We start from the raw sequence: 17,414 nt of genomic DNA, 5'->3' as shown, positions 1-17,414 counted from the left end.
ATATGAAAACATTAAAATATATAAAACTGATAATGATCGCAGCACTGATTGTTTCGATTTTTGGGTGTGAGGATAATTTGGAGTTAGCACCTGAACAAAGTTTATTACCAGAAGTAGCTACATCAAATCCTGCTAATTTGCAAAATATATTAACAGGTATTTATGATGAAGCTGGACAAGCCGTTTCATACGGTGGTCAAATAAATTTAGCATCAGAATTACTTGGTAATGATACAGATCTTTCTTGGAATGGTACTTTTGAACAGCCAGCTCAATTAATAGAAAAACAACTAGTACCGGACAATACTTTCGTAAGGGATTATTGGTTAAACGCTTATGAGGTTAATAATCAGGCTAATATTGTATTAGCAAACTTAAGTGTATTTGAAGATGAATCAGAAAGAAATAGAGTAGAAGGAGAAGCTAAGTTTCTTCGTGCTTTAGTTTATTTCGATCTAGCGAGATTATTTGGACAATCATATGATGCAGCTGGAGGCAATTCTCAACTTGCCGCCCCGATTGTATTAGATGCAATATTAAACCCTAGTGATATCACTTCTCCTTTAAGAAATTCTGTAGAAGAAATGTATGGTCAGGTGATTTCTGATCTTCAAAATGCTTACAATTTGCTTCCTGATTCTAATGGAGTATTTGCTGATAGATATGCGGCACAGGCGTTATTAGCTAGAGTATATTTGCAACAAGGCAATTATACAGGAGCGAGAGATGCCGCTGATGATGTTTTACAAAATAGCGGACATTCTCTAACAGAGACATATGATGGAGCGTTTAACAATGATGGGGACTCTAGTGAAGATATTTTTGCCTGGCAAGTTACCAGTCAAGATGGTATAAATCAAATGAATACTTTTTGGGCAGGCCAGGCATTTGGAGGTAGATCAGGAAACCCTGATGTGTCAATAAATAGTTCGTTTTTTGATATTTTTGATGATGTAAATGATGATAGATCACAATTTTTTTATACAACTTCTGGCGGGACTGCTACAACCAAATGGCAATCACAGTTTGCTAATATTCCATTTTTACGCATTGCAGAAATGCACTTGATTAGAGCTGAAGCCAATCTCAGATTAACAACAGCAATTGGGTTAGATCCTTTGGTAGAGATTAATGCACTTAGAGGTAGGTCAAATGCTGGAGCACTTGGAGTTGTTACTTTACAAGATATAATTGATGAACGTAAACGCGAACTAGCGTTTGAAGGTTTTACTTTGCACGATATTAAAAGATTACAAGGTACTGTAGGTCCGTTGAATTATGATGATAACTTTTTGGTAATGCCAGTTCCTCAAAGAGAAAGAGATGCGAATCCGAATTTAATACAAAATCCAGGATATGGGAGTTAATTGTTGAGTTTTTATATTTTTCAAAACTGCCTGGAAATATAATCAGACGAAATCTACGGAGTGGAATGAACTATAATCTGATTCAAAATAATTTTCTGGGCAGTTTTAATCTCTTAGGGAAATAAGACCGAAGATTGTGTATATCCTTTTTATATCCCAAAAAATTACCCGTTTAAATATTGTTTTAAACGGGTAATTAATTTTAAAAGAATTTTTCTTGAAATTTTATTGTTTTAAAATTTTTCTAGTAGAAGACTTACCGTCAATAGTTATTTTACAAAAATAAATACCACTTGCTAGAGATTTTTCTGCCAGTTTATATTGGTGCTTTCCTAAGCTTACTTTTGTATTAATAATAGTTTGAGAAGCTCCATATAAATTAATAAGTTCTATCCTTACGTCACTTCTATTCTTTAGTATTTCTAATTGTAATACAGAGTTTTCGGTTATAGGATTAGGAAATATTTTAATATTCTTATCTAATGTTTCATCTTTAATATTAGTATCATTTAACCTTATTGCATCTGGATTTTGATCGTGCCAGGTTCCATTATAATACCACCCATTTTGACAACGATTTAGATCTGGTGTTTGAGAAACCCCACTATTACTAAAAATAAAATTAGAGCAAGAAGTATTTGGTAATGTATATCGGTACCAACCATCTGTCGCTAATGTCATAGGTTCTCCTGGCCAACCAGTTGTTGAGTTAGAAGGAGTAGCATTCCAAAAATAAATAGTTGGAGATGTATATGAGTCTGATTTAAAGTACACTGTTAAGTCTTGACTTACTTCAGGGTTACTATCATACCAAGTTCCATTGTAATACCATCCATCTCCGCATCTTTGTAGATCTTGTGTTTGCGATATTCCATTATTACTGAAAATTATATTAGAACAATTAATTCCTTCAAGTTTTAAAGAATACCATTCATTACCAATATTATTCATTGTTACACCAGGCCAAGGAACTGTTGCGTTAATTGGAGTTGTATTCCAGTAGTAAATAGTTGGATTAGATAATGAACCTTTAAAATATATTGTCATTGAATCAGATGTATTATCTGAAAAAGTAAATGAATTACTGATAATTTGAGAAGATAGTCCTTCTACATCGTATGCAATAGCACGTATAGTTGTGTCAGATGTAATACTTAATGGGGCAGTATACTTATCTGAAGAAATAGAAGGTTCATCACCATTTAAAGTATAATAGATTTCTATTCCTTGTGGATTATTATCTGTAGCGCTTAATGATATACTTACGGTTTCTCCAATATTAAAAGATCCACCTTCAGGTGACATGGATATTATTGGAGGCGTATTTCCTGTAATTCTTGGATCCGTATCGTACCATATACCATTATCATACCAACCATCTTTATTTCTACTTAAATCATCTGTTTTAGCACCACCATTATCATTAAATAATAGGTTAGTGCTTTGTACTCCTTCGAAAATATATTCATACCATTCAGAGTTGTCTATTCGATTCATCTGAGGTCCTGGCCAATTGCTTGGAGGTAAAACGTCTGGCGATTCATTCCAATAATGTACATTTACTTGAGACCAAGAAGATGGTTTTTTTAAATAAACGTGTAATCCTTCTATGGGGCCAATTCGATAGTTTTGTGTAATAATATCAGAAGCAGTACCATCTTTATCAAAAGTAACTGCTTTTATAGTAGTCGATTCGGTAATAGTAAATGAACTATTATAAGCAATGCTAGAAGCATTAGGATTAGAACCATCAGTAGTGTAATAAATAGCATAAGGAGCTCCAGCACCACCTACACCTTCAAGAGTAACCTGAATAGGATCTTCAGAATTTGTAATATTAGGATTAATAATAACAACAGGATTGCTAGGGCCATTAACGCAATTTTCGAAAAAACCACCTCCGCAACCTCCAATAAGTCCAGGTCCATTTAACACATAAATTCCTGCTGATCCAGAAGTTACTGTAAAGTTTAATATCCCATTTTGTGCTGCAATTTCACGACCAGTAACTGCATCTCTATATAAACCATTTGTCATTCCTGAAATAGAGAATGATGCATCTCCATCTTTTGCTAACCCTACCGCAACTTCACTATTTTGATATATTCTTCGATAGGATACAGCATTTCCGGGAGCTTCTTTCCAATCCCAACTTCCTTTTTGTAAAGCGGGAACAGCTTTTCTAATAGCATTTAGTTTTTTAATATGTTGGTATATCTGATGATTAGAAGCTTGATCAATAACATCTCCATAGTATGCTCTACCGGTTTCATTGATGGATTTTTCGATTCCAGATGCGTCATGAATATCATTAAACTCTCCGGCTTTAAATCGCATTTCTGTTCCGTAATATACGGTCGGGATTCCTCTCCAAGTGAACATGAAATTCATGCAAGCAGCTAAATTCTCATCAGATCCACCATAACGTCTATTCCAGTCATTATTTGGGCCAAAATCATGATTGTCTAACCAAGTAACTAAGGTAGAAGGGTCGCTATATAGATTATCATATCTTGCAGCTGCTTTTACTGTTGGAAAAGATTGTCCTTCTTCAAAAGTACCGTGAAAAGTGGCTTCTCCGAAAAAATCTATTACAGCAAGATCTAAAGGTTCTGAATTATTAACTTCTCCTCTCCAAGTATAATAATGTGGGTTAGTTTCATCAACAGGATGTAGTTCGTGACGTTTTTGTGCTACTTCTCCAAAAATAAATAGATCGGGGTTGATAGCTTTAAATGCATCGTAAAAATAAATAATATCCTCTCTGCTCATATGTTTAACGGTATCCCAACGAAAAGCATCTACTCCCATATTTATATACGTGGCATAGGCATTTACAAGATAATCTCTAACCACTTGACTACCTGTATTAAGATCAGGTGTATCACCAGCTAGTGCTCTGTTTTGTAAATTTTCTATATCATCAAATCCTTGCGCAAAACCATTTCCAGAATGATGGTACCAATCCGGATCAGATGTATCAACATAGCTTTCTTTGCCAGGGAAATTGTAAGCGGACAGATCTTGATTATATGGTGGAGGCATTTTTTGTAAATTCGCTCTACTCCATATTAAACCATCTTCTGGATTAGGAGTTAAACCGTCATATTCCCAATTAGGATTATCTGGAGCGTACCAAGGTTTTGTTGGATCTGTATTATATTTTATCTCAGCGACATCCTTTATACCAAAACGACCGGCGTGATTGGTTACAACATCTAGAACAATTTTCATATCACGAGCATGAATTTCATTTATTAAATCTTGAAAGGTAGCTCCGGGAGACTCTAATCGAGGATCTACTTTCGTAAAATCCCATGCGTGATACCCGTGATAATCTAAAGGGCTTCTGTTGTGTACAATTGGTGTTATCCAAATAGCGGTAAACCCGAGATCTTTAATATAATCTAGTTTTTGGATTAACCCTTTAAAATCTCCTTTCCAAGTTACATCTTCTGGATCCGTAATTGTTGGATTTATTGTTGGATCAGGATTGTACGAGGACCATTCTGTTGCTGCATTATTACTAGAATCTCCATCGAAAAATCTAGAGGTCATTAAAAAATAAATTGTTTCTTCTCTAAAATCAGTCTGCGCTGTTAGAATGTTAGAATTGAGAAATAGACTCCATAGACATATTATGCCTAGAAGTTTAGGTAGTGAGTTTTTCATAAGTTTTAGTGTTTGAATTGTGTTTGTGTGAAATTTTATACTTCTTTCAGAAGTTGTGATTTATATTGTCATATTGATTTGATTAGGTGGTTTTTGTTAAAGAGGTGATACTTTTTTAGTTTAAAAAATGATGATTTACTAATTTAAGCAATAATTGAGTATTAATTTGATTGTTTTTTTACTCAAACGTTTTCGTGTTGATAAGATTTAGAAGTGGTTATATACTAACACCCTGTGCCAATAATTTTAATACATGTTTTAAAAACTTATTTTTTGAAACATATTAATTTATCGGAAACTGATAGATCATTAAAATGATAGTTGGTTTTAATCCAATTTAAAGTTTTTTGTGTGTAGAAGAATACGTGGGTCGGATCATTTTTATACCACCAAGAATTAAAATCAATAGATCGGTTATAAAGATAGGTTTTACAATATAAACTTCCTTTTTCCTGTAATAAGGAGTGTAATAATTTGAACTCTTGATTTGGATTGTAAAAGTGTTCCATTACTTCACAACATGCAATGTAATCATAGGTTTGGTCTAATGCTTTTGGATTTGGATCAAAAAATGGATCATATGTAGTGATATTGTATCCTATATTTCTTAACATCGAAGTGATCACAGGACCACTACCGCTTCCAAAATCCAGACCATTATGTTCTTTTTTATATTCATCTGTAATGGAATTCACTATGGGGGACACAAAATTTTGATAACCAACGTCCGTCACATCATTGTTATGAGTATCATACCTGTTTTTTTCATCTATACTAGATAGAAAATATGATGGATACATTCCAATCCCATCACAATGAGTACACTGATAATAGCCTCTTTTTTCGGTAACAGAAAATTCTACGGTTTCTGATCCACAAAGAGCACAATTCATAGATTATAATTCTTTAATTTTTTTAAGCTTGTTTTTCCAGACTTGTAAACTGTCTTTATGTTTTCCAATGTTTTTCTTTACCTCTATTACCAGAGGGTTGTTATCATCTGCGTGTTTAAAAAATTGTAGATTATTTTCTAATTGGCGAATTTCACCATGAACTTCATCTATTTTTTTACGAATGAAGTTTTGCTCATTTCTAAGTGCTCTATCATCTGATTGATTGGCAAGAGAACTAAGTTTGTTTTCATACTTAATCATCTCAGTTTGCTGTCTACTAAGATTTAGTTGTTCAAAAAAGGTGTCTAAGACCTTATTATAATCAGATTCTATGTTTTTCTTTTTGTAAGGAACTCTACCTAGGCTCTTCCAAACGTTAATGTTTTCTTTGATTGTAGTAAGATCAGTTTCGGGATCACCAGATAATTTTAGTTCTTTAAGTGCTTCTATGTGCGCTAATTTTTTCTCATAAGAAGCAACTTCTTCTTTATTAGCTTCATTTTTTTCAGCGTGGATTCGATCAAAATAAGAATTACAGGCATCTTTAAATCGTTTCCATATTCTATCGCTGTCTTTTCTAGGAACGTGACCTATTTTTTTCCAATCCGCTTGAATTTTTTTCATTAGCGGTGTAGTTATAGAAAAATCATCACTATCCTTATTATCTTCAGCGATTTTGATGAGTTCCATTTTCTTATTTAGGTTTTCGAACTGATCTTTCTTAAGACCTTTATAGAATGCATTTTTATTTCTGTTAAAATCTCTTACCGTACTTTTAAATTGACTCCAAGTTTCTTCATTAGCATTAGAAGGTACTTTTCCAGCTTGAAAGAATTCTTCCCTTAGAGCCTCTATTTCTTTGATTTTTTGTTGCCATCCGCCATGATTTTTTGGATGATCGGAAGCTACGTTGATGATCTTAGAAATAATTTCTTGTTTTACTTCTAGGTTTTTTTCGTAAACTTTATCTTGTATTTTAAAGAAATCTTGACGGTTTTCGTGTATCTTTTTAGTAAGAGCACTAAATTTTTCCCATATAGGTTCTCTATATTCTTTAGCTACTGGGCCCAAATCTTCTTTCCACATTTTATGCAGAATTTGCAATTCTCTAAATGCCCTATTTACATCAGTTTCCTGAGCTAATTCTGTGGCACGCTCAATAATCTTAAGTTTTTGCTCTAAATTATGTTTGAAATCCAGATCTCTAAAATCTCTGTTTAGATGAAGAAAATCATAAAAGTTCTCTGTGTGATGATGGTATGTGTTCCAAACTGTATTATACTTATCTCTTGGAATAGGACCCGCATTATGCCATCTTTCTTTTATTTCCTTAAAGTGGTTATATGTAGTATTAATGTTTTCTTCTACATTTAATAGCCCTTTTAATTCTTCAATTATATCCAATCTTTTTTGAAGATTAACTTGTAGATCTTTCTTTAAATTTTGGTAATATGCATTTCTTTTTTCTTTATAATCAAAATAAACAGAATTAAACTCTTTTTTTAATGGAGTAGAGTAGTAGAAGTCAATTATATTACCGCCATCTGCTAAAAATTCATCTTTTTTCTGCTCTACTTCCTCATTAAACTTAGCATTAAATTCAGTTTTAATTTCCTCCACATGCTCCTTTATTGCCTGGATCTTTTCGCTTTTAATAAGGTGGCGTAATTCAGATATGAGCTCATCTTTGCTCATTGCATGATAGTCTTTTTTTTCTATATCGTGTCGCTCTAACTTGCTTTCATCCTCACTATCTTTTGCTACTGCCTGATCCATCTCATTTTGGATCTCATTTTCAGAATCAGAGATAACTTCTTCTTTTTTTATTTCTTCAGTAGCTGTAATTTCTTCGGTAGATGGTTCTTCTGCAGGTAGTTCTTCTGTAGCAGTCTTTTCTTTTACAGTAGTTTTTTCAGATAGATCGTCTTGAGTTGACTGTGATTCAGTAACTTCTGTGACAGTTTTTTCTTCTATAGCCTTTGTATTGTTCTCTTCGTTTCCATCTGCTTCTGGCAGGTTATCGTGTGTGGACATTATATAAAATGTTTTTGTTTGTCTGAGCTTAACGATTGACTAAGATACTAACATCTTATATAAACTCAAAGCAAATGAGCTGTTTTAGGAATTACATTTGTAGGAATTATATAATAATTCTGATATAGGAAATGAAAAATTATTGATTCCAGATCTCCCAAGATTTCTCGGCTTGGAGTATTAGCATACGTAAACCATTACTAGTTTTCGCTCCATATTCTTTTCCTTTTTTCATAAAGGTGGTTTCTTTTGGATTGTAAATAAGATCGTATAAAACGTGATGTTCACTTAAATATTCAAAAGGAATGTTTGGGTGACTTTCTACATTAGGGTGTGTCCCCAATGGAGTACAATTTATAATTAATTTAAATTCTCTAATAATATCTTCATCTAGATCATTGTAGCTCAATTCTTTGAAATCAGGGTTTCGAGATACAAAGTTGTGTTTTATATTTAATTTATTTAATGCAAAAGCAATTGCTTTCGATGCTCCTCCGGTTCCTAGGATTAGAGCTTTTTTAATCTTTTCATTTAATAATGGCTTTAAAGATTCTGTAAAACCGTAATAGTCACTGTTATAACCTGTTAGTTTTCCGTCTTTGTTAAACTTAATTACATTTACAGCACCAATTTCTTTGGCAGTAGGATCCAATGAATCTAAGAAGGGGATTACTTCTTCTTTATAAGGTATGGTTACATTCATTCCTTTGATATCTGAATCTTGTATTATAGTTCTTAAATCATCGATCGTTTTGATATCAAAATTTTGATAAGAACAATCCAGATTTTCATTTGCGAATTTGTTAGAAAAATAGTTTCTAGAAAATGAATAACCGATATCTCTACCTAATAATCCGTATGTGTTCATGTTGGTTTGGTTTTTAATGTTTTCTCGCCATACCATTCCAACCAAAGGACAATCCCTATACCCACTAAAATAAAAAAGAAAGCAGCATAGGTTGGTATTATTGTAAGATCTGGAAGGTAGCGATCGTAGTTGTCCAGTATGGGATTTCCTTGTGCATCGATCAATATTTCTCCTAGATCATTTTTTTTATACATTTTATGTTTCCATGGCCAAACAACTCCTAAAGAACCGGTTATAAAACCAATAATAGCAGCAAAAGTTGCATTTTTGTAATGCTTTAATACATATCCTAAAAAGTGCGATAATGTAACTAGGCCAGTTATAGAGCCTAAACTAAATACTACAAGAACTTGGAGCAATCGTAACCTTTTAGCATTTTCCATAAAAGATAAATCCCACCGTATTAAATCAGCTATAGTGTCATATAAAGCATTTACAGCATCTACTAATAATAACACATAATTACCAAATAAGATTAAGATAAAAGAGCCTGATAATCCAGGTAGTGTCATACCAGAAACTCCGACTATACCACAAAAAAAGACAAAGAATAAGTTGTCATTTTCCTTTGCAGGTTCAAGTAAACTAATACTTATTCCGACTATAGTACCTATGATAATAAAACATATATTGCGTTTATTCCACTCATCAAAATTTTTGGTTATGTAGTATATTGATCCTATAATCATTCCAAAAAATGCTGCCCAAACGTACAGTTCATAATGGATAATTAGATAATCAAGAATTTTAGAAACACTAAAGTAGCTAATTAACATTCCTGAGATCAATAGTGCTAAAAACCGGCCGTTTATATATCTCCAAAAACTTTTGAATCTAAAATTGATAAATAGTTTAAATGCTTTTAGGTTTATTTTCTGCAATGAATAAATAAATTCTTCATAAAAACCAGCAACAAAAGCTACAACTCCTCCAGAAACACCAGGTACTTTATTAGCGGCTCCCATAGCCAAACCTTTAATGACTAGAAAAAACTTATCGCTAAACGTTCTGGTGTTTTGAGCCATAGATATTAATCTCCTTTTTTAGTTGCGAGTCGCTCTAGTGCAAGAATTAATAGAAACCCTATTATAATAAAAAGAAGTACCCAAATAATTCTAGGATCGCCATCAAAACTAGAAGGTAGAATACTTTTTTCTAGAAAAGGAACTTCAATACCTTCTGAGTTCGTTCTCCATGAAAGTACTTTTTTCCAAGGCCATAATTTGTTTAAAGAACCTATCATAAACCCTGTAAGTAAAGCTAATGTCATATTCTTATGGTTATTAAACATCCAGTTTAATATTTTAGAAAAAAGCTTTAAACCAACTATTGCTCCAACAGCTATGATCAATATTTTATAAAATGCTTGCCATAATAGATTAAAATCTAAGGAAGTCAACCCTTCTCTAAATTGATTTAATATACCAATGAATGTTTCATAAGCTCCTAAAATTAAAAGAATGAATGCTCCGGAAACTCCTGGTAAAATCATCGCTATTATAGCTATAAAACCACAAAATAGTAAGTACCATAGACTTTCTGGTGATGCAATTGGTTCTGCAATTGTTATAAAGTAGGAGATAACTGCGGCTAATAGTATGCTTATAAGAACCTTAGGACTCCAGATTGTTATTTGTTTTCCAATATAAAGTATACTCGCCAATACCAATCCAAAGAAAAATGACCATAATAATAGCGGTTCATTATGCAATAACCATTTAAGAATTTTTGCTAATGACAGAATACTTATTGCGATACCTGAAAATAGTGCTAATAAAAAAGAAAGATTGTATTTTTTCCAAGAAGCAACAAACCCTTCATTTTTCCATGCCTTAAAAAAATTAAGGTCTAGATTATTGATTGTAGAAATCAACTCTTCATATATACCCGAAATGAAAGCTATTGTTCCTCCCGAAACTCCAGGAACTACATCCGCAGCTCCCATGGCAATTCCTTTAGCTGAAACTACCAGATAGTCCTTAAGACTTCGTTGCATTCTTTTTGATTTAGCATTTGTTATACAAACAAATGTATGTATTTTTTGTTGTAAATTTTGTTGTTACTTAAAGGAAATTGAAGTAATCTATTTGATTTATAAATTCCACAAAAAAACAGCTTGATTACCCTTTGTATTCAGAAATAATATTCTGAACTAATGTAAGATTAAATACGTGTTCAAATAATTCTTCCAAAACAATAGTGAACTCAATATCTAATTCCAGTGCTTTTCTAAGATGAAATTCACCTTTGCTAAATTCTTGTTTCTCGTAATATAAACCTGCTAGCCTATATTGTATTTCTGCATTTTCTGGATAAAATTCAATAGCCTGTTGCATATTTTGAATAGCGGCATCAGACTCTCCGATAAATTTTAAAATATCCGAACGATTAAGCCAAGTTTCTAACTCGTAGTTTCCAAGTTCTAAAGCCTTTCGGTATCCTCTTTCTGCTTCTTCAAAGAAAGCTAAGCGATTATTAATTTTAGCATAACGTTTCCAGTATAAAACATTTTCTGCATCTATGCTAATCGCTTTATTGGTATAATACAACGCTTTTTGATAATTGCGTTTTCTCATATAGAAATCAGTGATTGCAATCCATCCTTTGTCCAAAAGTGGATCTTCATGCACTGTTTTAGAAAAATGTTGAATTGCTAAATCATCGCTACCTAATTTTTCGAAACATTTACCAATTCTGAGTAGAGCAAAAGAAGTTGGGTCGTCTAATTCTAAAGTAATCCGATAATTTTCTATAGCTTCATTGTAGCGTTTTAATTTTTCTAAGACCTTTCCTTTTTCTAAATAAGCACCTATAAAATATTCATCACTAATAATAGCAAAATCAAATGCAGCAAGAGCTTTTTCATATTCTTTAAGGTCAAAGTACTGTTTGCCGACTTGATGCCAGGCAACTTCACAATATGGATTTTTATCTAAAAACATATTGAGATAATTTATTGCTTCTTCATGTTGTTCAAGAAAATCAAAACAGTAAATAATATTATATAGTGCCGAGTAATCTTGATTATCTGATTCTAGACATCGCATGAAGTTTACTTTTGCATTTTCAAAATCATCCATAAACAAATACTCCATACCTATAAGAGAATATACATCTGCTTCATCAGTAGTATATTGCAGCGCAGTGCTTAGTAATTCGATTGCTTTTAAGTGATCATTTTGTTTAGAAAGTATATTGGCTTTTTGGATATATATTTCTTCATTTTCAGGTTCCAATGCATGAAGCTGTGCCAGAAGATTATCAGCTTTATCTAAACGATCTTCAAAAACAAGAATTTCAACTTGTAATAGTTTTAGATTAACAGAAGAAGGATGTTGAGAAAGTCCTAGAGAAATTGCTTTTTTGGCTTTAGCAATTTTTCCATTCTCTAGATAATGATGAATTATTGATTCGAATTCATCAGAATCAAAAAATTTAACATCATTAGATCTCAGCATAGACTCATATCGAGTAATTGAGAAATTATTTTCTTCGAATTCTTCGTGGTTAAATTTCATACACGTTGATTAAAGATGCCGAATAAATCATAAATGCGTTGTAAATCTTTTTTGTTTTCCCCAACAATTAAGAGTAATACAAAACACCTTACTTAATTTATATTGGCATTATTGATTTCCTCTGTATTAAAATTACAAATGAATTGGTATAATACTACTTCGGAAATCATTTGTTTGTTAACAAACTAATTAACAAAATGCGTACCATTTATAAATGAATGGATTACAGTTTTAAAAAATAAAAGCCTTTGGATGCTACTGGATGTGCGATATGGTAAGATAGCTTACTAAATATAAGGAATTTATATGAATTAATCAATATCGATGTTTGAATTTTTATGATTTACAAGTTCATCCAATATATCGATGATTATTTGACAACCGATACTAATTTCTTCTTCCGAGATCGTTAAAGGAGGCGTAATACGTACTGCTTTTGGTTCAAAAAGAAGCCAAAAAAGTATTAATCCTTTATCTTGACATCTTAAAACAATTTCATTTGTTATTTCAGCAGAAGGTGTTATTAAAGCTAACATTAACCCGACACCTCTTATTTCTTTTATCAAAGGGTGTACTAAGAACGATCTAAATAATTTTTCTTTTTTTAATGTTGCTGCCATTAAGTCACTTTCTGTAATTTCCTGCAAAGTTGCCAAAGCGGCAGCCGCGATGACAGGATTGCCTCCAAATGTGGTAATATGACCAAGTTTTGGATTGTCTTGTAATTGATCCATCATTGAAGAAGAAGCTGTAAAAGCTCCTATTGGTAATCCACCACCCATTCCTTTTCCCATAACAATTATATCCGGAATGATATCATAATTTTGAAATCCAAACAGTTTTCCGGTACGACCAAATCCAGGTTGAATTTCATCTAGAATTAGCAAAGCGCCAACTTCACTACAGCGTTTTCTAACTTTTTTAAGATAATCATTAATAGGCTCAATGAATCCAGCTCCTCCTTGTATGGTTTCTAGAATGACACCTGCAGTTTTATTTGTAATGCTTTGTATATCAGCTTCCTTGTTGAAATTAATAAACGAAACATCCGGAATAAGAGGTCTAAAAGCTTGTTTTCGTTCTTCAAAACCCATAACACTCATTGATCCCATAGTATTACCATGATACGCTAATTTAGCAGCTATGATTTCACTTCTTCCAGTAGTTCTTCGTGCTAATTTTAAGGATCCTTCTATTGCTTCTGTTCCTGAGTTTGTTAAATATGTTTTTTCTAAAGGATTGGGTAGAAGAGAAGCTAGTAATTTGGTAAGTTCCACTGCCGGTTTTTGAATATATTCTCCATAAACCATTACATGTAAATACTTGTCAAGTTGCTCTTTTATAGCGTTCACAACTCTAGGATGTTTGTGACCAAGACTACAGGCAGATACACCTGCTACAAAATCTAAATACTTTTTGTTTTCAGTTGAAAAAATATGACTCCCTTCTGCATGCGAAATTTCCATTGCCAAGGGATGTGGAGTAGTTTGCGCTTGATAAGTAAAGAAATCTTTTTTCACATTCGTAAAGTTAAGTCAATATGAAGTTTTCGATAGCTTATTTTAATGTTTAAAAAAAAGAAAAGATTTAAAAAGAATCTTGTTTATTTCTTTTCTTGAATACTATCTAAAGTCTTTTTGTTTTTTAACGTTGTTACTGTAATGCTATCTCGTTGTCTTGCCGTACGATTAAGATCATGGTCCACAAAAGCTACCTTTTTTGGTAATTCTTTTTTAGAAGTTGTATCATTTTTCTTTTTGGCTTTTGTGTTTTCCTTAGTCTTTTTCTTGGGTTTTAGAATTTCATCCAACTCTTCATTAGTTTCCTTTAATTCTGCGTCTTCAAGTTTTTGCTCTAATAGTCGAGAACCTTCGGATTTGTTTTCTTCTAGACGCTTTATAGTTTCTTCATCAAAGAAGTCATCATCTTCTACAGGAAGTGGTATCCCTGTTATTTTTGTCAACTTGGGAGGTGTTTCTCCTCTAAAAAGATCCTTCTTACTAAGTATTTGTTCTTCTCCTCTCCATTTAAAACCAGATAGTTCCCTAGCATTTTCAGGCAAATCAATTTCTCTATACAATGTTCCGTCTACATTTTGATAATAGTAGACATCTACAATTTCTCGTTGTTCTAGTAGTAATTTTATCGAGCTCGATAATACTTTATTAATACCAATCAGTTTAAGTTCTCCTTCACTTTCTCTTTGATAAAATATAGTTTCTGTATTCTTATCGATATCTACTTGATAAATTTCATTGTCTTTAAATAATCCATACAGCGTTTGACCTTTCACCTGATTATATCCAGCTTTTAGTGTGTCTTCTTGGACTAAAAATGCATTTTGATACACTAGCAGTGAATCAAGCTTTTCAGTTTCAGTATTTGATATAATCTTTATAGTATCACCGGTCATTTGATTTCGCTGAGACCAAATAATAGGTTTTCCTATCATTTTAGTATATCCAGTGGTTTGATCAACATTAATAGAATCACTCTTACCACTCATATTACTTTTAAAAATTCGAACATCATAAAAACCATTCATAATTCTACGTTCTGGTTTTCCTGTAACCATTAAAGTGTCACTGTGAATATAAATAGAGTCTTTTTCCTGTAAAGTGGATGCTAATGCTCTTTTTGTGATAAATACAGAATCTTTGTCCTTAAAAACTTCTGCATAATGACCGGTAATAATCGAATTATTGGCGGTATCTAATACTTTAATGTTATTCGTGGCTGATGCAAATTGTATGGCACTATTATAAAATATACTATCACCAAAAACAGTTCGATTATCATAATCGATACGAGCATTTTTTATAGCATATCCAGTCTTTACTTTAGTATCATAAAAACCACGCTCGCAATAGAGTGTGCTTTCTTCTCCTTTTACTGTTGATGGTCCGTATAAATATGCATGACCGTTATCTGTATAATAATCCAAACGATCAGAATCTACCGTATTTTCTGGGTTAACAATTTTTACTTTTGTATTAAATGAATATTGTTTTCTGTCCATAAAATACCTTCCTATTTTACTAGTAAGGGTATTAGAAGAATCTTTTACTGTTCCACCACTTCTGTAATAAGCTTGCTGACGTAATCGATCAAAAAATAGTGTATCTGTTGTTAATGTATTCGATGGGGTTTCTAAAAAGACTTTTTCTCTCGCATATGCAAATTTACTATTACCATTATATTCAGCATAAGCACTTGTCATAGTAAGCGTATCTCCTTGCTTCATTTTTACATTACCAAAAGCTCTTACAAACTTATCTTCTCCATAATGAACGGCTTGATCACACCATATTTCAATGCCTTCGTGTTCAATATAAACTTGTTTTTTTACTTTGGCAAGAATCGTTGCACCGGGAAAACGTTCTTCGTTTTTAATGGTACGATCTGATTGAACCTTGATTTTTTTACCTTCTTGAGCAAACGAGATAGTGCAAAAAAGAAGTGTAAAAGTTATATAGAAAAATGTATTTTTCAAGTATCTGTAATTTGTCTGCAAAATAACGAAAATTGTATGTAATGATTGTATCCGTTCATGCATAAATACTTAAGCAATGAAGTTTTGTTGCATTTTTGATCTAAAATCAATGAATCATTATAATTTTCTGCTAATGGTTATTAAGTTTAACTAGAGTATAATTTAGAGAAAAGGATTTTCGCAAAACAGAAGTTATTAGCCTTTTAATACTATAAACGAAAAATCCCTTATTACCGCACGTAACAAGGGATCTATACTTTACTAAGAATAAAGTTAAATTAAGATTGTAATCCTGGAATTTCAACAACTTCATTTACATCTTGGGTATAATCGATTCCAGCTACTTTAAACCCAAATAAGTTAAAGAAATCATTACTGTATCCTTCTAAATCACCAATAGTTGATAACGTTTCTGTGGTGGCACTATCCCAAAGCTCTTTTATCTTTGCTTGAATATCTTCGCGCATTTCCCAATCATCGACTCGTATTCTGCCTTTGTCATCGGTAGCGATTTCATTGTTGTTATATAATCGATCTGCAAACAAACGTTGCATTTGCTCTATACATCCTTCATGAACATTATTTTCTTTCATTATTTTGTATAATAAAGAAATGTATAGAGGAATAACAGGAATAGCTGAACTAGCTTGTGTTACTAGCGCTTTATTTACAGAAACATATGCTTTCCCGTTTATATCAGCAAGAGAATCAGTAATATCAAATGCTGTTGCTTCTAAATGATCTTTGGCGCGACCAATAGTTCCTTTTCTATATACAGGTTCAGTTAACTTAGGACCAATATAAGAATAGGCAATTGTTTTAGCTTCTGGAGCTAATAAATTTTCTTTTTGCAAAGCATCAATCCAGAACTTCCAATCTTCTCCCCCCATAACTGTCACTGTATTTTCTATGTCTTCTTCAGTCGCAGGTTCTATGGATACTTGAGATATATTTCCGGTATGGAAATCTACAGTTTTATTTGTGTAAGAATCTCCAATAGGTTTTAAAGAGGATTTATGTTTTACTCCAGTTTCTGGATGTACTCTTACAGGAGAAGCTAAACTATAAATTACTAAATCAATTTGGCCTAGATCTTTCTTGATAAGAGCGATGGTTTGCTCTTTTATCTCATTAGAAAATGCATCTCCATTAATACTTTTGGCATATAATCCGGCTTCATGCGCTTGTGTCTCGAATGCAGCAGTATTATACCATCCTGGAGAGGCTGGTCTATTTGTTTTAGGTGGTTTTTCTAAAAAAACTCCTATTGTAGCAGCGTTAGAACCAAAAGCACTAGTAATTCTTGAAGCAAGACCAAACCCGGTAGATGCTCCTATAACTAGTACATTTTTTGGACCTTCAATGGCTCCTTTAGATTTAATATAATTGATTTGATTTAGTACATTTTGTTCACATCCTTTAGGATGTGCTGTCAAGCAGATAAAACCGCGAGTTCTTGGTTCGATAATCATTGTGTAATGTCTTTTCTGAGTGTACGAACATAGCCTAAAAAGAGTCGATTTCCAAGTAAAAGAACAGGAGATTGAATAATTTTTGAAATTCAATAAC

Annotated in this window: 11 protein-coding genes; 1 reads left to right on the top strand and 10 read right to left on the bottom strand. The window is 32.5% G+C overall.

All coding sequences use genetic code 11. The features are described from left to right. Positions 1 to 2 precede the first annotated feature (2 nt). Positions 3 to 1,367, top strand: coding sequence for a RagB/SusD family nutrient uptake outer membrane protein (locus tag H526_RS0106300; protein WP_027392213.1), 1,365 nt, complete (start codon positions 3 to 5; stop codon positions 1,365 to 1,367). Between the two features lie 225 nt (positions 1,368 to 1,592). On the opposite strand, the gene H526_RS30670 is transcribed toward H526_RS0106300, so the two are convergent. From H526_RS30670 to fabV, 10 genes are all read right to left on the bottom strand, one after another. Next, positions 1,593 to 5,039, bottom strand: coding sequence for a starch-binding protein (locus H526_RS30670; RefSeq protein WP_051336012.1), 3,447 nt, complete (start codon positions 5,037 to 5,039; stop codon positions 1,593 to 1,595). Positions 5,040 to 5,305: 266 nt separating this feature from the next. Next, positions 5,306 to 5,932, bottom strand: coding sequence for a class I SAM-dependent methyltransferase (locus tag H526_RS0106290; protein ID WP_027392212.1), 627 nt, complete (start codon positions 5,930 to 5,932; stop codon positions 5,306 to 5,308). A 3-nt stretch (positions 5,933 to 5,935) separates the two neighbouring features. Beyond that, on the bottom strand, positions 5,936 to 7,966 hold the full coding sequence (locus tag H526_RS0106285) for a DUF349 domain-containing protein (protein ID WP_027392211.1): 2,031 nt from the start codon (positions 7,964 to 7,966) through the stop codon (positions 5,936 to 5,938). Between the two features lie 139 nt (positions 7,967 to 8,105). Continuing rightward, positions 8,106 to 8,834: a shikimate dehydrogenase family protein gene (locus H526_RS0106280; RefSeq protein WP_027392210.1), complete on the bottom strand. Its 729-nt coding sequence runs from the start codon at positions 8,832 to 8,834 to the stop codon at positions 8,106 to 8,108. Continuing rightward, entirely contained in the window at positions 8,831 to 9,859 is a 1,029-nt protein-coding gene (locus H526_RS0106275; protein ID WP_027392209.1) for a DUF368 domain-containing protein, read from the bottom strand. Before H526_RS0106275 ends, H526_RS0106280 begins: the two co-directional genes overlap by 4 nt. Positions 9,860 to 9,864: 5 nt before the next feature. Further along, complete coding sequence (locus tag H526_RS0106270; protein WP_027392208.1) at positions 9,865 to 10,830, bottom strand: DUF368 domain-containing protein; 966 nt, start codon at positions 10,828 to 10,830, stop codon at positions 9,865 to 9,867. A 124-nt stretch (positions 10,831 to 10,954) separates the two neighbouring features. Then, positions 10,955 to 12,352: a tetratricopeptide repeat protein gene (locus tag H526_RS0106265; RefSeq protein WP_027392207.1), complete on the bottom strand. Its 1,398-nt coding sequence runs from the start codon at positions 12,350 to 12,352 to the stop codon at positions 10,955 to 10,957. Between the two features lie 311 nt (positions 12,353 to 12,663). Beyond that, the gene (locus H526_RS0106260) at positions 12,664 to 13,872 is read right to left on the bottom strand and encodes an aspartate aminotransferase family protein (RefSeq protein WP_027392206.1); all 1,209 of its coding nucleotides are present in this window, start codon (positions 13,870 to 13,872) and stop codon (positions 12,664 to 12,666) included. A gap of 83 nt (positions 13,873 to 13,955) precedes the next feature. Next, on the bottom strand, positions 13,956 to 15,845 hold the full coding sequence (locus H526_RS28480; RefSeq protein WP_245591190.1) for an OstA-like protein: 1,890 nt from the start codon (positions 15,843 to 15,845) through the stop codon (positions 13,956 to 13,958). Positions 15,846 to 16,123: 278 nt separating this feature from the next. Next, a complete protein-coding gene (fabV, locus tag H526_RS0106250; protein WP_027392205.1) occupies positions 16,124 to 17,317 on the bottom strand; it encodes an enoyl-ACP reductase FabV in 1,194 nt (397 codons plus the stop codon). Positions 17,318 to 17,414: the final 97 nt, after the last annotated feature.

Source organism: Aquimarina latercula DSM 2041, from assembly GCF_000430645.1.
Taxonomy (GTDB): domain Bacteria; phylum Bacteroidota; class Bacteroidia; order Flavobacteriales; family Flavobacteriaceae; genus Aquimarina; species Aquimarina latercula.
Note: the sequence above shows the minus strand (reverse complement) of the source record. Positions and strands in the feature narration are given on the sequence as shown.